The sequence below is a fragment of the Georgenia sp. AZ-5 genome (assembly GCF_043952095.1).
Taxonomy (GTDB): domain Bacteria; phylum Actinomycetota; class Actinomycetes; order Actinomycetales; family Actinomycetaceae; genus Georgenia.
Genome location: NZ_JBINOU010000001.1, coordinates 2,549,813 through 2,571,784, shown reverse-complemented (window position 1 = coordinate 2,571,784; position 21,972 = coordinate 2,549,813). Strand labels below are relative to the sequence as shown.

Annotated in this window: 21 protein-coding genes; all 21 read right to left on the bottom strand. The window is 74.7% G+C overall.

What is annotated here, in order from left to right; all coding sequences use genetic code 11:
* Nucleotides 1-179: 179 nt before the first annotated feature.
* Nucleotides 180-1,385: a methionine adenosyltransferase gene (gene metK, locus ACF0H8_RS12010; RefSeq protein WP_395289141.1), complete on the bottom strand. Its 1,206-nt coding sequence runs from the start codon at nt 1,383-1,385 to the stop codon at nt 180-182.
* Nucleotides 1,382-2,887: a bifunctional phosphopantothenoylcysteine decarboxylase/phosphopantothenate synthase gene (locus ACF0H8_RS12005; protein WP_395289140.1), complete on the bottom strand. Its 1,506-nt coding sequence runs from the start codon at nt 2,885-2,887 to the stop codon at nt 1,382-1,384. The genes metK and ACF0H8_RS12005 overlap by 4 nt, the downstream gene beginning before the upstream one ends.
* Before the next feature lie 10 nt (nt 2,888-2,897).
* Entirely contained in the window at nt 2,898-3,161 is a 264-nt protein-coding gene (gene rpoZ, locus ACF0H8_RS12000; RefSeq protein WP_395289139.1) for a DNA-directed RNA polymerase subunit omega, read from the bottom strand.
* Between the two features lie 75 nt (nt 3,162-3,236).
* Nucleotides 3,237-3,836 (bottom strand): guanylate kinase, encoded by a 600-nt coding sequence (gene gmk, locus ACF0H8_RS11995; RefSeq protein WP_395289138.1) that lies wholly within the window; start codon nt 3,834-3,836, stop codon nt 3,237-3,239.
* Between the two features lie 163 nt (nt 3,837-3,999).
* Complete coding sequence (gene mihF, locus ACF0H8_RS11990; protein WP_395290879.1) at nt 4,000-4,311, bottom strand: integration host factor, actinobacterial type; 312 nt, start codon at nt 4,309-4,311, stop codon at nt 4,000-4,002.
* A 265-nt stretch (nt 4,312-4,576) separates the two neighbouring features.
* Nucleotides 4,577-5,338 (bottom strand): Mut7-C RNAse domain-containing protein, encoded by a 762-nt coding sequence (locus ACF0H8_RS11985; RefSeq protein ID WP_395289137.1) that lies wholly within the window; start codon nt 5,336-5,338, stop codon nt 4,577-4,579.
* On the bottom strand, nt 5,338-6,345 hold the full coding sequence (gene pyrF / locus ACF0H8_RS11980) for an orotidine-5'-phosphate decarboxylase (RefSeq protein WP_395289136.1): 1,008 nt from the start codon (nt 6,343-6,345) through the stop codon (nt 5,338-5,340). Before pyrF ends, ACF0H8_RS11985 begins: the two co-directional genes overlap by 1 nt.
* Nucleotides 6,342-9,716, bottom strand: a complete 3,375-nt coding sequence (gene carB, locus ACF0H8_RS11975) for a carbamoyl-phosphate synthase large subunit (protein ID WP_395289135.1) — start codon at nt 9,714-9,716, stop codon at nt 6,342-6,344. The genes pyrF and carB overlap by 4 nt, the downstream gene beginning before the upstream one ends.
* Nucleotides 9,716-11,032 (bottom strand): glutamine-hydrolyzing carbamoyl-phosphate synthase small subunit, encoded by a 1,317-nt coding sequence (gene carA, locus ACF0H8_RS11970; RefSeq protein WP_395289134.1) that lies wholly within the window; start codon nt 11,030-11,032, stop codon nt 9,716-9,718. Before carA ends, carB begins: the two co-directional genes overlap by 1 nt.
* On the bottom strand, nt 11,029-12,351 hold the full coding sequence (locus ACF0H8_RS11965; RefSeq protein ID WP_395289133.1) for a dihydroorotase: 1,323 nt from the start codon (nt 12,349-12,351) through the stop codon (nt 11,029-11,031). The genes carA and ACF0H8_RS11965 overlap by 4 nt, the downstream gene beginning before the upstream one ends.
* Nucleotides 12,348-13,340: an aspartate carbamoyltransferase catalytic subunit gene (locus tag ACF0H8_RS11960; RefSeq protein WP_395289132.1), complete on the bottom strand. Its 993-nt coding sequence runs from the start codon at nt 13,338-13,340 to the stop codon at nt 12,348-12,350. Before ACF0H8_RS11960 ends, ACF0H8_RS11965 begins: the two co-directional genes overlap by 4 nt.
* Nucleotides 13,337-13,900: a bifunctional pyr operon transcriptional regulator/uracil phosphoribosyltransferase PyrR gene (pyrR, locus tag ACF0H8_RS11955; RefSeq protein ID WP_395290878.1), complete on the bottom strand. Its 564-nt coding sequence runs from the start codon at nt 13,898-13,900 to the stop codon at nt 13,337-13,339. Before pyrR ends, ACF0H8_RS11960 begins: the two co-directional genes overlap by 4 nt.
* A 219-nt stretch (nt 13,901-14,119) precedes the next feature.
* Nucleotides 14,120-14,551, bottom strand: coding sequence for a transcription antitermination factor NusB (gene nusB, locus ACF0H8_RS11950; RefSeq protein WP_395289131.1), 432 nt, complete (start codon nt 14,549-14,551; stop codon nt 14,120-14,122).
* A gap of 274 nt (nt 14,552-14,825) precedes the next feature.
* The gene (gene efp, locus ACF0H8_RS11945; RefSeq protein ID WP_395289130.1) at nt 14,826-15,383 is read right to left on the bottom strand and encodes an elongation factor P; all 558 of its coding nucleotides are present in this window, start codon (nt 15,381-15,383) and stop codon (nt 14,826-14,828) included.
* Between the two features lie 67 nt (nt 15,384-15,450).
* A complete protein-coding gene (locus ACF0H8_RS11940; RefSeq protein WP_395289129.1) occupies nt 15,451-15,837 on the bottom strand; it encodes a hypothetical protein in 387 nt (128 codons plus the stop codon).
* Nucleotides 15,834-16,454, bottom strand: coding sequence for a hypothetical protein (locus ACF0H8_RS11935; RefSeq protein ID WP_395289128.1), 621 nt, complete (start codon nt 16,452-16,454; stop codon nt 15,834-15,836). The genes ACF0H8_RS11940 and ACF0H8_RS11935 overlap by 4 nt, the downstream gene beginning before the upstream one ends.
* A gap of 67 nt (nt 16,455-16,521) precedes the next feature.
* On the bottom strand, nt 16,522-17,052 hold the full coding sequence (locus ACF0H8_RS11930; RefSeq protein WP_395289127.1) for a shikimate kinase: 531 nt from the start codon (nt 17,050-17,052) through the stop codon (nt 16,522-16,524).
* Nucleotides 17,053-17,120: 68 nt separating this feature from the next.
* Nucleotides 17,121-18,800, bottom strand: coding sequence for a 3-dehydroquinate synthase (gene aroB / locus ACF0H8_RS11925; RefSeq protein WP_395289126.1), 1,680 nt, complete (start codon nt 18,798-18,800; stop codon nt 17,121-17,123).
* A gap of 106 nt (nt 18,801-18,906) precedes the next feature.
* Nucleotides 18,907-20,124, bottom strand: coding sequence for a chorismate synthase (gene aroC, locus ACF0H8_RS11920; RefSeq protein WP_395289125.1), 1,218 nt, complete (start codon nt 20,122-20,124; stop codon nt 18,907-18,909).
* A gap of 99 nt (nt 20,125-20,223) precedes the next feature.
* Nucleotides 20,224-20,913, bottom strand: coding sequence for a prepilin peptidase (locus ACF0H8_RS11915; protein ID WP_395289124.1), 690 nt, complete (start codon nt 20,911-20,913; stop codon nt 20,224-20,226).
* Nucleotides 20,913-21,950: a shikimate dehydrogenase gene (locus ACF0H8_RS11910; protein WP_395289123.1), complete on the bottom strand. Its 1,038-nt coding sequence runs from the start codon at nt 21,948-21,950 to the stop codon at nt 20,913-20,915. Before ACF0H8_RS11910 ends, ACF0H8_RS11915 begins: the two co-directional genes overlap by 1 nt.
* Nucleotides 21,951-21,972: the final 22 nt, after the last annotated feature.

Here is a 21,972-nt window from a genome sequence, read left to right as displayed (position 1 = left end):
GAGCCCCCGCCGCACGGGGCCGACGCGGCTTCAGGAAGGCCGATGCCATCACGACTTCGGGGACACGAAAAGCCGCTGTCTCCGCAGGGACGCCAGAACCGCCGGGTGCACAGCCACCCGGCGGCGTCGTGTCAAGATCCCCGTCCGCGCCACGAGTGGGTGCCGACCTGGGGTCTTCGTCAGGCGATCGCGGCCTGGAGGTCGGCGACGCGGTCGGTGCGCTCCCAGGTGAACTCCGGCAGCTCGCGGCCGAAGTGCCCGTAGGCAGCGGTGTGCCGGTAGATCGGGCGCAGCAGGTCCAGGTCGCGGATGATCGCCGCGGGGCGCAGGTCGAAGACCTCCCTGATGGCGGCCACGATCGACTCCACCGGCACCGTCTCGGTGCCGAAGGTCTCCACGTACAGCCCCACCGGGTGGGCCCTGCCGATCGCGTAGGCCACCTGCACCTCGCAGCGCCGCGCCAGCCCGGCGGCCACGACATTCTTCGCCACCCAGCGCATCGCGTACGCGCCCGATCGGTCCACCTTCGACGGGTCCTTCCCCGAGAACGCGCCACCGCCGTGCCGCGACATCCCGCCGTAGGTGTCCACGATGATCTTCCGGCCGGTCAGCCCCGCATCGCCCATGGGCCCACCCACGACGAACTTGCCCGTGGGGTTGACCAGCAGGTCGAAGTCGCCCGTCCGCAGGTCCAGCCCCGCGGCCTCCAGCACCGGCGCCACGACGTCCTCCGCCACCTGCGCGCGCAACAGGTCTTGGCGCACCCACGCGTCGTGCTGCGTCGAGACCACCACGGTGTCCAGCGACACGGCGGTGTCGCCCTCGTAACCGATGGTCACCTGCGTCTTGCCGTCCGGGCGCAGCCCCATGACCAGGCCCTCCTTGCGGACCTTCGCCAGCCGCTCCGCCAGCCGGTGCGCGAGATAGATCGGCAGCGGCATCAGCTGCGCGGTGTCGTCGCACGCGTAGCCGAACATCAGGCCCTGGTCGCCGGCCCCCTGCATGTCCAGCTGGTCGTGCGCGCCGGCATCGTCGCGGCCCTCCAGGGACTTGCTGACCCCGGCGGAAATGTCCGGGGACTGCTGGCCGATGGAGACCGACACCCCGCACGAGCGCCCGTCGAAGCCGATGTCGGAGGAGGTGTACCCGATCCTGGTCACCTCGTCGCGCACGATCTGGGGGATCTCCACGTACGCCTCGGTGGTGACCTCGCCGACCACGTGCACCAGCCCGGTCGTCACCACCGTCTCCACCGCCACCCGCGCCGCCGGGTCCTGCTCGAGGATCGCGTCGAGGATCGTGTCCGAGATCCGGTCGCAGACCTTGTCCGGGTGCCCCTCGGTCACGGACTCGGACGTGAACTGACGCGGCGCGGAATTACTCACCGGACGATCGTAGTGGCCGCCCGTAGCCGCGAGATCACGCCGTCCAATATGGCCTCGGCCACGTCAGCCTTGGTGCCGCTCCCCCGGCCGACGACCTCGCCGGCCGCGTCGAGGAGGGTCACCTCGTTGGGCACGTCGCCGAACCCGACCGTGGCCCCGACCTGGTTGACCGCCAGCAGGTCGGCGCCCTTGCGCCGTGCCTTCTCCCGCCCGTGGGCGAGCACGTCGCCCTCGTCGTCGCCCGTCTCGGCGGCGAACCCGACGACGACCTGGCCCGGGCGCAGCCGCTCGGCGGCCAGCTCGGCGAGGATATCGGGGTTCTGCACCAGGGTGATGGGCGGGGGCGCTGCACCCTCGACCTTCTTGATCTTGTGCCCCGCGGTGTCCGCCGGGCGGAAGTCGGCCACAGCGGCCGCCATGACGACGACGTCGGCCTCGACAGCGGCGGCGCGCACGGCGTCGCGGAGCTCGGCGGTGGTCTCGACCTGCGCGACGGCGATGCCCGGCTCGTCCGGGAGCAGCGAGGACTCGACGTTGGCGGCGACGAGCGTCACCCGGGCGCCGCGCCTGGCGGCGGCCAGCGCCAGGGCGATCCCCTGCCGTCCGCTGGACCGGTTACCGAGGAAGCGCACGGGGTCGAGCGGCTCACGGGTGCCGCCGGCGGAGACGACGACCGCGCGCCCCGCGAGGTCCGCCGTCGAGGCGGGGGTGGCGGCCGCGTCAGCGGCGTCCGCGAAGCGCGCCGTCGAGGCGGGGGTGGCGGCCGCGTCAGCGGCGTCCGCGAAGTGCGCCGTCGAGGCGGGGGTGGCGGCCGCGCCAGCGGCGTCCGCGAAGTGCGCCGTCGAGGCGGGGGTGGCAGCCGCGCCAGCGGCGTCCGCGAGGTCCGCCGTCGAGGCGTGCGCCGTCGTCGTGCCGGCAGCCGGCGCCACCAGGGCGAGGGCCGCCTCGACGATGGCCTCGGGCTCGGGCAGGCGTCCGGGACCGCTGTCTGCGCCGGTGAGGCGCCCGGAGTCGGGGTCGAGCACGTGGACGCCGCGGCTACGGAGGGTGGCGACGTTGGCGCGGGTGGCCGGGTGGTGCCACATCTCGGAGTGCATGGCCGGCGCGAGCAGCACCGGGCACGTCACGGTGAGCAGGGTGGTGGTGAGCAGGTCGTCGGCGACGCCGGCCGCCGCCCGGGCGAGCACGTTGGCGGTGGCCGGCGCGACGATGACGAGGTCCGCGCTGCGGCCGAGCGCCACGTGGTCGACGTGCTGGGCGTCGTCGAAGACCCCGGTGCGGACGGGCTCGCCGGACAGGGCCTCCCACGTCGCGCGCCCGACCATCTGCAGCGCCGATTCGGTGGGGACCACGCGCACGCGGTGCCCGGCCTCCTTCAGGAGGCGAACGACGTAGGCGGCCTTGTAGGCGGCGATGCCGCCGGTGACCCCGAGGACCACGCGCAACGCGCCGCCAGTCCCGGTCGGGGACGTGGCGGCGCGTGAGCCAGAAGTGCTCGTCATGCGGACGAGGCTAGTCCTCGATCCGCGTGAGGGTGAGCATGCCCTCGTTGATCTCACGCATGGCGATGGACAGAGGCTTGTCCTCCTGCGCGGCCGGGACGAGCGGGCCGACGAACTCCAGGAGACCCTCCTGGAGCTGGGCGTTGTACGTGTTGATCTGACGGGCGCGCTTGGCGGCGTAGATCACCAGGGCGTACTTGGAGTCGACCTTCTCGAGCAGCTCGTCGATGGGCGGGTCGGTGATGCCCTCGGGGGCGGCGACGGTTCCGTACATGCGTGACCTTCTAACGGCTCGGCGGTTCGCGGCGCGTCGCCGTGCCTGGGCCCGGCGCGCATACAACTCTCTATCCTACTGCGGATCGAAGCCCATGAGCGAGAGGACCTCGTCCGTGGCGCGCGCCACGTCGTCGTTGACGACGACGTGGTCGAACTCCTCGACGGCGGCGAGCTCCTGCCGGGCCGTGGCCAGCCGCCGTTCCCGCTCCTCCGGCCCCTCGGTGCCGCGTCCGACCAGTCGGTGCACGAGCTCCGCCCACGACGGCGGGGCCAGGAAGACGAACCGTGCCTCCGGCATCACCTGCCGCACCTGGCGGGCGCCCTGCAGGTCCAGCTCCAGGAAGACCGGGCGCCCGGCGGCGAGCTGGCGCTCCACGGGCTCCCGCGGCGTCCCGTAACGGTTGCGGCCGTGCACCACGGCCCACTCCAGCATCTTGCCGCCGGCTACCAGCTCGTCGAAGCGCTCGGGCGAGATGAAGTGATAGTGGACACCGTCGACCTCACCGGGCCGGGGCGGTCGCGTGGTGGCCGAGACGGAGATCCACAGGTCCGGGTGGCGACGGCGCATCTCGGCCATGATCGTGCCCTTCCCGACCGCCGTGGGCCCGGAGAGCACCGTGAGGCGCGCGGGTGAGGTGGCGGCGGACGTGCGGGAGGGAGCGGGCTCGGTCATGCGAGCCATCCTGCCAGCAGTTCGGGGGGCGAGCCGGGACGGGCTGGGACCGGTGCATCGCTCGCGGCGGCGCCGCGCTCTGCTGGCCGCGGAATCCGCCTGCTCGGCGTCCTGCTGTCCGGGCCGGCAGGCTGCGCGTGCGGCAGCGCGGGCGCCGACGGACTCAGCCGAAGCGCTCCACCAGCGAGGCGGTCTGGTGCGGGCCGAGCCCTCGCACACGCCGGGCCTCCGAGATCCCGATCTCGGCCATCAGGGACCGCGCCGTGGCCTTGCCCACGCCCGGGAGCGACTCGAGCAGCGAGACCACCTTGAGCTTGCTCAGCGCCTCGTCGGTGCGAGCCCGCTCCAGTACCTCCGACAACGACACCTGCGAGTACTTGAGCTTGTTCTTCACCTCCGCCCGCGTGGCGCGCGCGGCGGCGGCCTTCGCCAGAGCGGCAGCTCGTTGCTCGGGGGTCAACGGCGGCAGGGCCACGTCGGTCACCTCGTCTGGTCGCGAACACCGGTGGTGCGATGGACGGTACGGAGCACCAAGGTACCGGGAGAGGCCCCGCCATGGGGTGGAACCAACCCCCTGTGCCGCCGCGCTCGACGCTCTCCTCAGGGCGCCCTCCGGCGCCGCCCGCGCCGCGCTCGACGCTCTCCCCAGGACGCCCTCCGGCGCCGCCCGCGCCACGCGGGCGCTCAGCCGCCGCCCGCGCCACGCGGGCGCTCAGGCGCCGCCCGCGCCACGCGGGCGCTCAGCCGCCGCCCGGGCCACGCCGGAGGATCGCCTCGGCGCGCGCCACCGCCGCCTCCAGGCCAGAACTGTGGGCGCCACGCCAGAACGCCCGCCCGCACATCGAGCACCTCGAAAAGCTGTCGTACGTGCGCAGCGTGCCCGCCATCAGCTGCGCGGCCACGGCTGCCTTGCTCGCCGCCGCCAGCTGGCCGCCGCAGGCGAGGCACCGCGTCCAGGGCGCGATCCTGGGGGCGAAGCGCTCTAGCACGTCGGTCATCTGCTCCTCCACGGCGGTGCCGCGCACGAACGCCCCGTGGCGCGGCTCGGTGCTGAGCGCGCGGCGCCGGAGCAGCTCGCGGTCGCGCGTGAGGAGCACCCGACCCTCGGCCAGCGCCTGGCTGGCGAGATCGTCGTCGGGCGCGTCGCTGCGGTAGGCGGCGTCGAGCCCCAGCAGCCGCAGCCGCCGGGCGAGCGAGCCCAGGTGGACGTCGAGGACGAAGCGGGGAGGGTCGTGCGGTGCTCGCTGCGGGCGCGGCAGCGGGCCGACCCCCAGGCGCCGGCCGACCGCGCGCGCCGACGGCGGCCGCTCCGCGCCGTCGAGCACGAGCGACCCGACCTCGGTGAGGGGCACCCCGAGCGCCTGCACCAGGTGCCCCAGCGTGGTCCGTTCGTCCGCGGGAACCGCCAGGACGGCGCGGCGCCGGTGCGGCGGCAGGTGGAACCGCAGCTCGGCCGCGACGTCGACGACGAGCGACGTCTCCGGGGCTGCGGCGCCGGCCATCAGGGCGCCAGGGCTGCGCGCACCTGATCGGCGGCGGCCTGGGCGGCGTTCCGCAAAGCCCCGGCGTCCGGCCCGGCGGCGAGCACCGCCCGCGAGGTGCTGGCGAGCACCTGGGAACGGGCCGGTCCGAACACCCGCTCGAGCTCGGCCGCGCCCGCGCCCTGCGCCCCGACGCCCGGTGCGAGCAGGGGCCCGCGGACGGCGGCCAGGTCGAGCCCCAGCTCGTCCACGGCGTCGCCGATGGTGGCACCGACCACGAGGCCGACCGGGCCGAGCCGGTCCTCACCGTTGCCGAGGATGCGCGCGTTCTCCCCGCGCGCACCGGCGACCATCTGGCCGGCCACCGAGCCTCCCGCGCCGCGGGCCTGCTGGACCGCCGCGCCCTCCGGGTTGGACGTGAGCGCGAGGACGAACACGCCGCGGCCGGTCTCCTCGGCGAGGTCGAGCGCGGGCCGCAGCGACCCGAAGCCGAGGTAGGGCGAGAGCGTGACGGCGTCCGCGGCCAGGGGGGCGCCGTCCCGGAGGTAGGCGTCCGCGTAACCCGCCATCGTCGAGCCGATGTCCCCGCGCTTGATGTCGAGCACGGTCAGCGTGCCGGCGTCGTGCGAGAGGGCGAGCACCTCCTCGAGCACCGCGACGCCGCGGGAGCCGTGACGCTCGAAGAACGCCGACTGCGGCTTCAGGGCCGCGACATGCCCGCCGAGGGCCTCGACGACGGTGAGGGCGAACGTGCGCAGCCCCTGCACGTCGTCCGCCAGCCCCCACCGCTCGAGCAGGCCGGGGTGGGGGTCGATGCCCACGCAGAGCGGGCCGAGGTGGGCCATCGCGCGCGCGAGCCGGATCCCGAACCCGGGGCGGCCGGGGGCGTCGGGCGTGCCGGCAGAGCCCGGCGCCCCGCCGGCCGAGCCCGGCACGCCGCCGGCCGAGCCCGGCACGCCGCCGGCCGAGCCCGGCACGCCGCCGGCCGAGCCCGGCACGCCGCCGGCAGAGCCGGCGGGCACATTCATGCCCCGGCCCCCGCCCCCACCCCGGCGGGCACCGCCGCGGCCGCGGGTGCCGCGGCGCGCCGCTGGATGCGGTCGGCGTCGTGCTCCTGCAGGCTGCGCACCCTGAACGCCCCGACGCCGAGCGCCTCGATGGCCTGCACCGCCGCGCCGAACTGCTGCACCGTGGTGATGATCGGCTTGTCCGCCGCCGTGGTCGCGGTGCGGATCTCGTAGCCGTCCGCCCGCGCGCCCTGCCCGTTGGGCGTGTTGACGATCATGTCGACGCTGCCGTCGTTGATGAGGTCGATGATCGTCGGCTCCCCGCCCGGCCCCCGCCGCTGGGACGCCTTGCGCACCACCGAGGCGTGCACGCCGTGGCGCTGCAGCACCGCCGCGGTGCCCTCAGTGGCGAGGATCTCGAAGCCGAGCTCGACCAGCCGGGTGACCGGGAAGACGATCGAGCGCTTGTCCCGGTCGGCGACGGAGACGAACACCCGCCCGGACGTCGGCAGTCCGCCGTAGGCCGCGGACTGCGACTTGGCGAAGGCCAGCGGGAAGGTCTCGTCCAGGCCCATGACCTCACCGGTCGAGCGCATCTCCGGGCCGAGGATGGTGTCCACGATCGAGCCGTCCGCCGTCGCGAACCGCTTGAACGGCAGCACCGCCTCCTTCACCGCCAGCGGGGCGTGGAGGTCGAGCACGGCCGCGTCCCGGCGAGGCAGCATGCCCGCCTCGCGCAGGGACGCGACGGTCTCCCCCGCCATGATCAGCGCCGCCGCCTTGGCCAGCGGCACCCCCGTCGCCTTGGCGACGAACGGCACGGTGCGGGACGCTCGCGGGTTCGCCTCGATGACGTACAGGACGTCGGAGACCAGCGCGAACTGGATGTTGATGAGGCCGCGCACCCCCACCCCGGCCGCGATGGCCTCGGCGGAGCGGCGGATGCGGGCGATCTCGGACTCCGACAACGTCGCCGGGGGCAGCACGCAGGCGGAGTCGCCCGAGTGGATGCCGGCCTCCTCGATGTGCTCCATCACGCCGCCGAGGAACAGCTCGTCGCCGTCGTACAGCGCGTCGACGTCGATCTCGATGGCGTCGTCGAGGAACCGGTCGATGAGCAGCGGCGCCGGGCGCCGCGAGGCGTCGGTGGACGCGGCGCGCCCGCCGAGCGAGGAGCGCGAGACGTAGTCGCGCAGCCCGGGCGCGTCGTAGACGATCTCCATCCCGCGACCGCCGAGCACGTAGCTGGGCCGCACCAGGACGGGGAAGCCGATCCGCTCCGCGACCTCGTAGGCCTGCTCCGCCGTCGTCGCGGTGCCGAACGCCGGGGCCGGCAGGCCGGCACGCGCGAGCACCTCGCCGAACGCGCCGCGGTCCTCGGCCAGGTCGATGGACTCCGGCGAGGTGCCCAGGATCGGCACCCCGGCGTCGGCCAGCCGCTGGGCCAGCGACAGCGGGGTCTGCCCGCCGAGCTGGACGATCACGCCCGCCACCGGACCCGCGGCCGCCTCCGCCTGGTAGACCTCGAGGACGTCCTCGAAGGTGAGCGGCTCGAAGTAGAGGCGGTCGGAGATGTCGTAGTCGGTCGAGACGGTCTCCGGGTTGCAGTTGACCATCACCGTCTCGTACCGCTCCCCCAGCGCCAGCGTTGCGTGGACGCAGGAGTAGTCGAACTCGATGCCCTGGCCGATGCGGTTCGGCCCGGAGCCGAGGATGATGACGGCCTCCCGCTCGCGCGGGCGCACCTCGGTCTCGCTGTCGTAGGCGGAGTAGTGGTACGGGGTGAGCGCGGCGAACTCGGCCGCGCAGGTGTCGACGGTCTTGTACACCGGGCGCAGGCCGTAGGCGTGCCGCACCTCGCGCACGGCCTCCTCGCTGAGGTCCCGCAGCCGGCCGATCTGGGCGTCGGAGAAGCCGTGGCGCTTGGCCAGGCGCAGCACGCCCTCGCCGAGCGCCCCGGCGCCGCGCACCTCGGCGGCGACGTCCTCGATGAGGACGAGCTGGTCGAGGAACCACGGGTCGATCCGGGTCGCCTCGTACAGCTGCTCGACCGTCGCGCCGCCGCGCAGCGCCTGCTGGACGTCGACCAGCCGGGTCTCGGTGGGCGTGCGGACCGACTCCAGCAGCGCGGCGACCTGCTCGGCGTCGGGAACCGGGCCGTCCCAGTGGAAGACGCTGCCGGTCTTGTCGATCGAGCGCATCGCCTTCTGCAGCGCCTCGGTGAAGTTCCGGCCCAGTGCCATCGCCTCGCCCACCGACTTCATGGTGGTGGTCAGGGTGGGGTCGGCCGCCGGGAACTTCTCGAACGCGAACCGCGGCACCTTCACGACGACGTAGTCCAGCGTCGGCTCGAAGGAGGCCGGCGTGGAGCCCGTGATGTCGTTGGGGATCTCGTCGAGGGTGTAGCCCACCGCGAGGCGCGCGGCGATCTTGGCGATCGGGAAGCCGGTGGCCTTCGACGCCAGCGCCGAGGAGCGCGACACGCGGGGGTTCATCTCGATGACGACGACGCGCCCGGTGGTGGGCTCCACGGCGAACTGCACGTTGCAGCCGCCGGTGTCCACGCCGACCTCGCGGATGATCGCGATGCCGACGTCGCGGAGCTTCTGGAACTCGCGGTCGGTCAGCGTCAGCGCAGGGGCGACCGTGATGGAGTCGCCGGTGTGCACCCCGACGGGGTCGACGTTCTCGATGGAGCACACGACGACGACGTTGTCCGCCTTGTCGCGCATGAGCTCGAGCTCGAACTCCTTCCACCCCAGGATGGACTCCTCCAGGAGCACCTCGGTGGTGGGCGAGTAGTGCAGGCCGGCGCCGGCGATGCGGTCGAGGTCCGCGGCGTCGTAAGCCATGCCCGAGCCGAGCCCGCCCATGGTGAACGAGGGGCGCACGACGAGCGGGAAGCCGAGCTCGGCGGCGATGGCGTGACACTCCTCGAGACTGTGCGCGATGGCCGAGCGCGCCGAGGAGGCGCCGCACCGCTCGACGACGTCCTTGAACGCCTGGCGGTCCTCCGCGGCGTTGATCGCGTCGATGGAGGCGCCGATGAGCTCGACGCCGTACTCCTCGAGCACGCCGTTCTCGTGCAGCGCCAGCGCCGTGTTGAGCGCGGTCTGCCCGCCCAGGGTGGGCAGCAGCGCGTCGGGGCGCTCCTTGGCGATGATCGTGGCGACGACCTCGGGCGTGATGGGCTCGACGTAGGTGGCGTCGGCCAGCTCCGGGTCGGTCATGATCGTGGCCGGGTTGGAGTTGACGAGGATGACCCGCAGCCCCTCCTCGCGCAGCACGCGGCACGCCTGGGTGCCGGAGTAGTCGAACTCGGCGGCCTGGCCGATGACGATCGGCCCGGAGCCGATGACCAGGACGCTGGAGATGTCGGTGCGCCGGGGCATCAGTGGGTCTCGCTCTCGTCGTCGGTGGTGGTTGTGGCGGTGGCCGGCTCGCCGGAGGCGGGCGTCGTCCCGGCTGCGGCCGGTCTCCCGCGGCGCTGCTCGTGCATCATCCGCACGAACCGGTCGAAGAGGTGCTCGGCGTCGTGCGGGCCGGCCGCGGCCTCGGGGTGGTACTGCACCGAGAACGCCGGGATGTCCAGCGCGCGCAGGCCCTCCACGACGTTGTCGTTGAGGTCCACGTGGGAGACCTCCACGCGGCCGTACCGGCCGCCGTCGAACGGCGCGGTGGACACCTCGGCCACGGGTGCGTCGACGGCGAAGCCGTGGTTGTGGGCGGTGATCTCCACCCGCCCGGTGGTGCGGTCGAGCACCGGCTGGTTCACGCCGCGGTGGCCGTACTCGAGCTTGTAGGTGCCGTAGCCCAGCGCCCGGCCGAGCAGCTGGTTGCCGAAGCAGATGCCGAAGAACGGCAGCTGGGCGTCGAGCACGCCGCGCAGCAGGTCCACCTCGTGGCCGGCGGCGCCGGGGTCGCCGGGGCCGTTGGAGAAGAACACCCCGTCGGGCTCGTAGGCGAGGACCTCGGCGAGGCTGACCGACTGCGGGACCACGTGCACGCGCACGCCGCGGGCGGCGAGCTGCTGGGGGGTGCGGGACTTGATGCCCAGGTCGACCGCGACGACGGTGGCCACCGGCTCCTTGCCGGCGAAGTCGCCGGTGGGCTCGACGACGTACGCCTCGGAGGTGGAGACCTCCCGGGCCAGGTCCGCGCCCTTCATCTGCGGGGACTCGCGGACGACGTCCAGCAGGACCTCGAGGGCCTGGTCGGTCAGGTGGTCCGCCCCGGCGGGCAGCGCCTGGCCGGAGAAGATGCCGCCGCGCATGACGCCGCGCTCGCGCAGGTGCCGGGTCAGCGCCCGGGTGTCCACGTCGCAGATCCCGACGACGCCCTTGGCCGCGAGGGTGTCCTCGAGCTCCGCCGTCGCGCGCCAGCTCGACGCGCGCGGCGCGGGGTCCCGCACGACGTAGCCGGCGACCCAGATGCGGGAGGACTCCGGGTCCTCCTCGTTCACGCCGGTGTTGCCGATGTGCGGGGCCGTCATGACCACGATCTGCCGGTGGTACGAGGGGTCGGTGAGGGTCTCCTGGTAGCCGGTCATGCCGGTGGAGAAGACTATCTCGCCGACGGTGCGGCCGGTGGCGCCGTAGGCGCCGCCGCGCAGCACGTAGCCGTCCTCCAGCACCAGCAGCGCCGGCTCGCGCACGGCGCGTCGTGGGCCGCCGGTCGAGATCGCTTGGGACGTGGCGGGCGCGCTCATGCGCCGACCTCCTCTCGCGCCACGGGGGCGCCGTCGAGCACGGTGGCGCGTCCCCGCAGGAACGTCGCCATGACCTGGCCGGGAAGGGACATCCCGGCGAAGGGGCTGTTGCGGGACTTCGTGGCCTGCGCGGCCGGGTCCACGACCCGGCGCGCGGCCGGGTCGACCAGCGTGAGGCTGGCGGGCTCGCCGACGGCGAGCGGGCGGCCGTGGTCCCCCACGCGGCCGATCCGGGCCGGGTTCACCGACATGACCCGGGCGACGTCGGCCCAGGTCATGCGGCCCGTCTCGACCATGACCTCCTGGACGACGGGCAGGGCCGTCTCCAGGCCGGTCATGCCGAAGGCACCGGCGGCCCACTCGCAGTCCTTGTCCTCGGCGGCGTGCGGGGCGTGGTCGGTGGCCACGATGTCGATGGTGCCGTCCGCGAGGCCCGCGCGCACGGCCTCGACGTCCTCGGCGGTGCGCAGCGGCGGATTGACCTTGTACAGCGGGTCGTAGCTCCGCGCCTTCTCGTCGGTGAGGATGAGGTGGTGCGGCGTGACCTCCGCCGTCACCTGGATGCCGCGGGCCTTGGCCCACCGCAAGATGTCCACCGAGCCCGCGGTGGACAGGTGGCACACGTGCAGCCGCGCGCCGACGTGCTCGGCGAGCAGGACGTCGCGGGCGATGATCGACTCCTCGGCGACGGCGGGCCAGCCGGTCAGGCCGAGGTCGGCGGAGACGGCGCCCTCGTGCATCTGGGCGTCCTCGGTGAGGCGGGGCTCCTGGGCGTGCTGGGCGATGACACCGTCGAGGCCCTTGACGTACTCCAGGGCGCGGCGCATGAGCACCGGGTCTGCGACGCACCTGCCGTCGTCGGAGAACACGCGGACGCGCGCGGCGGAGTCGGCCATGGCGCCGAGCTCGGCGAGCACCTCGCCCCGCAGGCCCACGGAGACGGCACCGACGGGGTGCACGTCCACCCAGCCGGCCTGCCGGCCGAGGTTCCAGACCTGCTCCACGACGCCGGCGGTGTCCGCCACCGGGGAGGTGTTGGCCATGGCGTGCACCGCGGTGAAGCCGCCGAGGGCGGCGGCGCGGGTGCCGGTGAAGACCGTCTCGGTGTCCTCCCGGCCCGGCTCGCGCAGGTGGGTGTGGAGGTCCACCAGGCCGGGCAGGGCCACCAGCCCGTCGGCGTCGACCTCGACGACGTCGCCCGCCTCGGCCGCCGGCCGCGCGGCGTCGGGGCCGACGGCGGCGATGGTGCCGCCGGCGAGGAACAGGTCGGCCGGGTCGCCGCCGAGCGGGCGGGCCCCCCGGATCAGGTAGTCGGTCACAGGCCCGTCCCTTCGTTCTGGTCGCCGGCGAGCAGCAGGTAGAGCACCGCCATGCGGACGCTGACGCCGTTGGCGACCTGCTCGACGATGGTGGAGCGCGGCGAGTCCGCCGCCTCGGCGCTGATCTCCAGCCCGCGGTTCATCGGGCCGGGGTGCATGACGATGGCGTGCTCCGGCAGCGCGCGGAGGCGGGCGCCGTCGAGGCCGTAGCGGCGGTGGTACTCCGGCGGCGAGGGGAAGAACCCGCCGCCCGCGAAGGACATCCGCTCACGCTGGACGCGCAGCATCATGATCGCGTCCGGCCGGTCCACCGCGATCGCCTCGTCGAGGTCGTGGCGCACGGTGCAGGGCCAGGCCTCCATGCCCACCGGCAGCAGGGTGGGCGGCGCGACGAGGGTGACCCGGGCGCCGAGGGTGGTGAGCAGCTCGACGTTCGAGCGGGCCACGCGGGAGTGCAGGACGTCGCCGACGATCACCACGCTGGCGCCGCCCAGGTCGGAACCCTCGGGCGCCGGGACGCTGCCGGCCGCGCCGGCGGCGTGCAGGTGGCGGCGCAGGGTGAAGGCGTCCAGGAGGGCCTGGGTGGGGTGCTGGTGGGTGCCGTCGCCGGCGTTGAGGACGGGCACGTCGATCCAGCCGGAGTGCGCCAGCCGGTACGGGGCGCCGGAGGCCTGGTGGCGGATGACCACGCCGTCCACGCCCATGGCCTGCAGGGTCTGCGCCGTGTCCTTGAGCGACTCGCCCTTGGACACGCTCGAGCCCTTGGCGGAGAAGTTGATGACGTCGGCGCTGAGCCGCTTGGCCGCCGCCTCGAAGGAGATGCGCGTGCGGGTGGAGTCCTCGAAGAAGAGGTTCACCACGGTCCGCCCGCGCAGGGTCGGCAGCTTCTTGAGGGTGCGGGCCTGGGTGGCGGCCATGGCCTCGGCGGTGTCTAGCACGTGCACCGCGGCGGCGTGGTCGAGGTCCCGGGCGGAGAGCAGGTGCCTCATGGGGCCACCTCCCCGCCGGCGATGGTGACGGCGTCCACGCCGTCGACCTCCGCCAGCCGGACATGCACCCGCTCGGTGCGTGAGGTGGGCAGGTTCTTGCCCACGAAGTCGGCGCGGATCGGCAGCTCCCGGTGGCCGCGGTCCACGAGCACGGCGAGCTGGACGCTGCGGGGCCGGCCGAGGTCGCCCAGGGCGTCGAGGGCGGCGCGGATGGTGCGGCCGGAGTACAGCACGTCGTCGACGAGGACGACGACCTTGCCGTCGACCCCGCCCGGCGGCACCGTGGTGCGCGCGAGGGTCCGGGTGGGCTGGCCGCGCAGGTCGTCGCGGTACATGGTGACGTCGAGCGCGGAGACCGGGATGGACTCGCTCTCCTCCGTCGCGGCGATGCGCTCGGCGATGCGCTCGGCGAGCGGCACTCCCCGCGTGGGGATCCCGACGAGGACGACGTCGTCGCTGCCGTGGTTGCGCTCGAGGATCTCGTGCGCGATCCGGGTGAGGGAGCGCGAGATGTCGGAGTCGGAGAGCACCTGGCGGGGGGCGCCTGGGCTCTTGGGCATGGTGGCCACTGGGGACCTCCTTCCCCGCCTCACGGGACGGGCCTTAAAGGATGTCTGACGACGGTGATGTTACCGCGGCGCGGACGGCCGGCCGGGGCCGGTCCCCCACCTGAGACGCGGTGTGGCGCGGCTCACGCGGGGCCGCCCGGACGACGCTCCCGAGAACGGCCGGACCGCCGCGCGCTGGGCCGCGGCGGTCGTGGGTGAGCCACTGTCGCCTCAGGCGAGCAGCGTGGGCTTCAGCTCCAGCAGGCGGCCCAGCAGCCCGTTGACGAAGCCCGGGGACTCGTCCGTCGAGAGCTCGGCGGCAAGCTCCACCGCCTCGTCCACCGCGACGGCGTCGGGGACCTCGTCGTTGTAGAGCAGCTCCCACGTGCCCAGGCGCAGGATGCACCGGTCCACGACCGGCATCCGCTCGAGGCTCCAGCCCTGCGAGTAGGTGCTGAGCAGCTCGTCGATGCGGCAGCGGTGCTCGGCCACCCCACGGACGATCTGGCCGGCGTACGCCGGGAACGGCCCCTGGGCGACGGTCACCTGCTCGCGCTCGGCGAGCAGCGCGAGCAGGTCCTCCGCGCGCGCGTCCCGGCCCTTCTGGTCGGCCTCGAAGAGGACGTCCAGCGCCCGCCGACGGGCCTTGCTGCGTGCGGACACCGCGGTCCTTCCTTCACTGCGTGAGCGGCGTGCGCCGCGGGTCGTGGGACAGGGCCGCCGCGATGGTGCTGCGGCCTCGCCGTGGGAGCGGCGGCCGGGGCCGCCGTGGGGTGACGGCCGGGGCCGCCGTGGGGTGACGGCCAGGGCCGCCGTGGGGTGACGGCCGGGGCCGCACTCGGAGTGATGGCCGGGCCGCCGTGGGTGACGGCCGGGGCCGCCCTGGGAGTGCCGGCCGGAGCGGCCTTCGCGTGGTGGCCGGGGCCGCCCCGGAAGATCAGGCCCGGCCGAGGTACTCGCCGGTGCGGGTGTCCACCTTGATCTTGGTGCCCATCTCGAGGAACAGCGGGACCTGGATCTCGTACCCGGTCTCCACCGTCGCGGGCTTGGTGCCGGCCGACGAGCGGTCCCCCTGCAGGCCGGGCTCGGTGTAGGTGATCTCCAGGACCACCGAGGCGGGGAGCTCCACGAAGAGCACCTGCCCGTCGTGCATGGCGACGATGGCGTCCTGGTTCTCCAGGAGGAAGTTGGCGGCGTCGCCCACGGTCTCGGCCGGGATCGGCAGCTGCTCGTAGGTGGAGGAGTCCATGAAGACGAAGTCGGTGCCGTCCTTGTACAGGTACTGCATGTCGCGGCGGTCCACCGTGGCCGTCTCGACCTTGACGCCCGCGTTGAAGGTGCGGTCGATCGTCTTGCCCGAGAGGACGTTCTTCAGCTTCGTCCGCACGAAGGCCGGGCCCTTGCCGGGCTTGACGTGCTGGAACTCCACGACGGACCAGAGCTGCCCGTCGATGTTGAGCACCATGCCGTTCTTCAGGTCGTTGGTCGAAGCCACTTGTTGAGCCGTCCTTCACGGATAGGGAGGCGGCCCGGCGGGCGGTGCCGGCGGGCCGGAGCGCCCGTCAGGATACCGCGCCGACCAGCAGCACGCCGAGGACGCCCCAGAGGCCCGCCCAGATGTAGCTCGCCATCGTGCCGATGATGAACCGCTCGGCGGCCGGGCTGCGCTTGTCCGGGTGCGCCTCGCGCAGCTCCGGGTAGCGGCCGAGACCCTTGATCGCCAGGACGACGGCGACGGCCTCCGGGAAGCCGGTGATGACCGACCCGGTGATGGCCAGCCGCTCCAGCATGCCGATCCAGGCGCCGCCGCGCAGCACGCCGTTGGCGGCGGGGCCGGGCTCCACGCGGCGCAGGACGGCTCCCACGAGGAACCTGCCGGCCACCGCCGACACCACCAGCACCGCGAGGACGACGCCGGCCCCAGCGGCCGTAGCCGTGTCCAACCTCACGAGCCCTCCCCCGCCGCGCGGCCGATGAGCTCGGCGGCGAGCGGCCGCACCGCGCGCTCCTCCTCGAGCATCGCCGCGCGCACCCGCTGGCTCACGGCCTGCTCGGTCACGCCGAGCCGGGCGGCAGCGTCCTTCTGCGTGCCGCCGGCCTCCAGGAGGTCGGCGACCTCCCACCCCGCCGCCGACCGCCTGCGCACGACGGCGGCGAGCAGCTGCAGGAGCGCCGTGGCGCGCGTGGCCGCCTCGGTATCTTCCCCGGCGACGACGACGGGCGAGGGCACGCCCTTCCCGCGGGCGCGCTCGACGGCGTTGCGCGCGTGCACGAACGCCGGGCCGGAGCTCGCCCGGGAGGACTCCCCCAGCGGCTCGTTGACCGGCCCCGCGCCGATGCCGACGCTCCACTCCTGCAGGCGCATCAGGTGCAGCGCCAGCTGGACCGCCGCCTCGGGCGTGCTCAGCACGGTCTGCACCTCGTCGCCCACGGTCCGCTCGAGCGGCAGGGCGATGTGCGCGGGATCGGTGTGGTCGGCGCTCCACGCCCCGAGCGCCCCGAGCAGGTCGTCGACCCTGTCGCCGTGCCGGGTGCTCGCGTTCTGGTCCGCGGTGAGGACGAACATGACTAAAGCCTATAGCCTTGATAACCGGGAATCCAGGCCATGGCCTTGATACCGCCTGATCAAGGCGTCACCCCCGGTCCGGGAGCTGGCTCAGGACGGCGTCGGCCACCTCGTCCGGCGTCAGCTCGGAGGTGTCGACCACCGCCGTCGCCGCGGCGGCGTACAGCGGCCGGCGCTGCGCCGCCATCGAGGAGAACTGGGCGCGCGGGCTCCCCAGGTTCACCGCGCGCGGCGCGTTGAGGCCCACCCGCGGCACGCCGGCTGCGAGGGACACGTCCAGGAAGACGACGGCGCCCCCCGCCTCCCGGTACTCGGCCAGGAGCGCCGCGCCGCGCTCCACCGCGCCGCTGCCCAGCGCGACCACACCCGGGCGCGCGAAGGCCTCTGCCACGGCCGCCTGCTCGAGGTCCCGGAAGACCTCCTCGCCGACGTCGACGAACAGCTCCCCAACGCTGCGCCCGGCGCGCTCGGCGAGGAGCGCGTCCGTGTCGGTCACCGCGGCGCCGAGACGCTGGGCGACCAGGGCCGCGACGGTGCTCTTGCCCGCACCCGGCGGGCCGACGAGGACGACCGCGGGGCGGTCGGCGGAGATGCTCACAGCCGCACCGTATCGTCGCGCGGGGACATCGCCGGGTGACGCGCCAGCCGCCCGCAGCCGCCGCGACGTCAGTCGCTGACCCGCGCGTAGGCCTCGGCGAGGTGCGCCTCGTCCGGCCCCCGCAGCACGGTGGGGCGCGCGACGTCCTCCAGCACGATGAAGCGCAGGGCGTTGCCGCGCACCTTCTTGTCGTGCGCCATCGCCTCGGCCAGCACCTCCCACCGTCCGGCCGGGTAGCTCACGGGCAGGCCGAGCATCGTCAGGAGCTCGCGGTGGCGGGCGACGACGTCGGCGTGGAGGATCCCGGCCGCGTGGGCCAGCTCGGCGGCGAAGACCATCCCCACCGAGACGGCGTCGCCGTGGCGCCACCGGTAGCCCTCGGTGCGCTCGACGGCGTGGCCGAAGGTGTGGCCGTAGTTGAGGATCTCCCGGAGCCCCGACTCGCGGAGGTCCTCGCCGACGACGCGGGCCTTGACCGCGACCGCCCGCTCCACCAGCTCGCGCAGGACGGCGGACCGCGGGTCCTGGGCGCCGGCGCCGCCGTCCGCGGCGACCAGCCTCAGGATCTGGGGGTCGGCGATGAACCCGCACTTGACGACCTCGGCCAGGCCCGCCCGCAGGTCCGCGGCGGGGAGGGTCTGCAGGGCGGTCAGGTCGCACACCACACCGGCGGGCGGGTGGAACGCACCGACGAGGTTCTTGCCCGCCTCCGTGTTGATGCCGGTCTTGCCGCCCAGGGCCGCGTCGACCATCGCCAGCAGCGTGGTGGGCACGTTGACCAGTCGGACGCCGCGCAGCCAGGTCGCGGCGACGAAGCCGGCGACGTCGGTCGTCGCCCCGCCGCCGAGCGCGACGACGACGTCCTCGCGCCCGAAGCGGTGCTCGCCGAGGAGCTCCCAGCACGCAGTCACGACCTCGATCGTCTTGGCCTGCTCCCCCTCGGGCACGGTGCGGCGCACCACCGTTCGCCCGGCGGCCTCGAGGCTGCGGCCCAGCGCCTCCGCCCGGGCGGCCAGCGGCGCAGGGTGCACGAGCAGCACGCGCGTCGCGGCCTCGCCGACCATCGCGTCAACCTCGGCGTCGAGCTCGCGGCCGACGACGACGTCGTAGGGCGCGGGCCCGGTCACCCGGATGCGCGAGGCCGGCGCGTTCTCCGCGGCGACCTCGTGGACGGCCGCCGCGTCCAGAGTGGTGACGCCCCGCGCGACCAGCGCGAGCAGGACGTCCTCGGCGACGTCCTGCGGCCGGCGGTCGGTGGTGGGCGTGACCAGGGTCGCGACGCCCTCGTACACCGCGCGCCGCTCCCGCATGATCGCGTTGAACCTCGCGACCGGATCTCCCACGAGCAGCGGCCGGACCCCGGACAGGCCCACGCGCGGCAGCGCCTGGGCGACGTCGACGTCGAGGAAGACGACCATGTGGCCGCGCAGTGCCTCCTGGGTCCCGGGATGCATGACGGCGCCGCCGCCGAGGGCGACCACGCCGGCGTGCTCGCCGAGGACACGGGTCACGACCTCGTGCTCGAGCGCGCGGAAGTGCTCCTCGCCGCGCTCGAGGAACAGGTCGGGGATGGTGGTCCCGGCCGCGCGCTCCACCTCCGCGTCGGTGTCGAGGAAGCCGACGCCGAGCGCCTTGGCGACGAGCCTGCCGACCGTCGTCTTGCCCGCTCCGGGCGGGCCGACGAGGACGACGGCGGGGCTCACGGGCGCATCGGTGACCACCCCGCCACGGTACAGCCGCGCCCGCATGCTGGATGGCCGTGTCTCACGGACGGCCCGGGCGACCCGGACCAGCGACCGGACCCGGCGACCTCCCGCCGGCCGTCGGCTGGCCTGCCGTGCTCGCCCGCCCGGCTCAGCGCATGTGCTCCGGGATCGCCTCGAGGTACGCCCGCAGGTTCCTCGCCGACTCCACGACGGAGTCGCCGCCGACCTTCTCCAGCAGCGCCTGGGCGAGCACGAGGGCGACCATGGCCTCCGCCACGACGGCGGCGGGCGGCACGGCGCAGACGTCGGAGCGCTGGTGGATCGCCTGGGCCACCTCGCCGGTGGTGACGTCCACCGTGGCCAGCGCCCGCGGGACGGTCGAGATGGGCTTCATGGCGGCTCGCACCCGGAGCACCTCGCCGTTGCTCATCCCGCCCTCGGTGCCGCCGGCCCGGTTCGTCCTACGGCGCAGGCGGCCGTCGCCGTCGGGCACGATCTCGTCGTGGGCGGCGGAGCCGCGCCGGGCGGCGGTGCGGAAGCCGTCGCCGATCTCGACGCCCTTGACGGCCTGGATGCCCATGATCGCGCCGGCGAGCCGGGAGTCGAGGCGGCGGTCGGAGGAGACGTGCGAGCCGAGCCCGGGCGGTACGTCGTACGCCAGCACCTCGACGACGCCGCCGAGGGTGTCGCCGTCCTTCTGGCACTGGTCGATCTCGGCGACCATGGCGGCGGAGGTTGCGGCGTCGAAGCAGCGCACGGGGTCGGCGTCGAGGGCCGCGATGTCGCCGGGCCCAGGCAGGGGGGCGTCGTCGGGCGCGGCCACCGGGCCGATGGCCACGACGTGCGAGACCAGCCGGATGCCGGCGACCTGCTCGAGCAGGGCGGCGGCGACGGTGCCCAGTGCCACGCGCGTGGCGGTCTCGCGGGCGCTCGCCCGCTCGAGGACCGGCCGGGCGTCGTCCAGGTGGTACTTCTGCATGCCGACGAGGTCGGCGTGACCCGGCCGCGGTCGCGTGAGCGGACGGTTGCGCGCGATCTCCCGCTCGTCCCCCGTGCCGGCGTCGACGAGCAGCGCCTCGCGCGGCACCGGGTCGGGCGACATGACGGTCTGCCACTTCGGCCACTCGGTGTTGCCGATCTCGATGGCGACCGGACCGCCCATGGTGCTGCCGTGCCGGACGCCGCCGAGCAGGCGGACCTCGTCCTGCTCGAACTTCATGCGCGAGCCGCGGCCGTGGCCGAGGCGGCGGCGGGCCAGCGCGGCCTGGATCTCGGCGGTCGTGACGGCGACCCCCGCCGGCACGCCCTCGAGGATTCCCACCAGGGCCTGGCCGTGCGACTCACCTGCGGTCAACCATCTGAGCATGGTCTCGATCCTGCCATGTCGCGGCGGATGGTCCTCCGGGCGTCCATTCCCGGGGCTTCCGGCCGGGGCGGCACGGACGGGTCCGTGCCGCCGGGCGCGTCAGCCCGCGACCGCCAGGGCGGTCGTCACGGCGGCGCCGAGGATCATCCACGGGCCGAAGGCGATGAAGGACGTGCGCGTCGCCCGCCGCGTGACCAGGAGCGCCAGCGCGTAGAAGCCGCCGATGACGAAGCCGCCGGCCAACCCCAGGACGACGTGCGACCAGCCGAACCACCCGAGCCACAGGCCCAGCAGCCCGGCGAGCTTGACGTCGCCGAAGCCGAGCCCGCCCACCCGGACCAGCCCGAGCACCAGGTAGACGGCGAACGCCGCCGCCGCCGCCAGCACGGCCCGGCCGAGCGGGGCCCACCCGGCGCCGGTCGCCGCGGCGAGCAGCAGCAGCGCCAGCACGCCCACGGTGCCGGCGAGCACCAGGCGGTCGGGCAGGCGGTGGGTGCGCGCGTCGATCACGGCGAGGAGCGTGCCGATACCGGCGAGGCAGCCTCCCGCCAGCGCCACGCCCGGTGCCTGGTCGCGCAGCGCCGCCCCGGCGGCGAGGGCCACCGCCGCGGCAACGACCATGAGGGCCGGGCCCGGGCGGGTGCCGTCGTCCTGCGCCTCCGGGAGCGTCGGCCGGTCGACGGACGGCGCCGCGTCGGGCCGTGCCTCCGGGGACCCGGCGGTCGCGGGAGGTCGGGGCGCGGGGTCGTCCGCCTCCGCCCGCACGGGCTCCGGCCGGTCCGCCGACATCAGGCGGCGCCCAGCCGGAACGGTCCGGGCACGACCGCCACCGCTCCCCCGGCGCGGCGGCGCTCCAGCTCGGCCAGCAGCGCGGCGCGCATCGCCTCGACGTCCGGGGTGTGCCCCGTCATCAGCCGCACCTGCGCCTCGGCCTGGTGCAGCAGCATGGCCCAGCCCGGCGCCACGCTCCCGCCCGCGGCGCTCCAGGCGCGCGCGAGGGGCGTGGGCCAGGGCTCGTAGACGACGTCGAGGAGCACCTTGCCGGCGAGGGGCCCCGGGACGCCCCCGACCGGGTCCGCAGGACCGCCGGCCGGGGCCTGGTCCGCCGGTGCCGGACGGAGCCGCTCGGCCAGGGCGTCCGCCACGGCGTCGGCGACGCCGGACGGCACGGTGGAGACCACCACGTCGGCGTCCAGGAGGGCCTCGGCCACCGCGGACGGCGAGGACCAGGGCAGGTTGGCGGGGTGCAGGCCCATGCGGTGCGCGGCCGCCGCGGCCGAGCCCGGGCCCGCGAAGCTGCGGGCCACGAGCGTCAGCTCGCCGGCACCGACCTCGGTGAGCGCGGCGAGCGCCGACGAGGCGGTGGCCCGCGCGCCGAGGACGAGCGCCCGCACCGGGCGCCAGGGCGTGGGCGCTACCTCCCGGAGGGCGGCGGCGATGCCGTGCACGTCGGTGTTGAACCCGACCAGGGTGCCGGCCCCGCCGCCGCCTGGCTGGACGACGAGCGTGTTCACGGCGCCCACCACGTCCGCGAGCGGGTCTAGCACGTCCAGTAGCGGGATCACGGCCTGCTTGAGCGGCATCGTCAGTGAGAGCCCGCCCCAGCGCGCGTCGAGCTGGGCGACGACGGCCGGCAGCTGGTCGGCGGTGACGTCCTGGAGCCCGTAGCCCCAGTCGCCCAGCCCGAGCGAGGCGTACGCGGCGCGGTGCAGGGCGGGCGAGAGGGAGTGCGCGACCGGGTGGCCGAGCACGGCCGCGCGGTGGGCGATGCCCGGTGCGTCGAGGTCCTGGGCGCCGGTCGGCGCGCCCTCCGCGGTGCTGCTCAAGCTCACTCCCACGGGCACTGGT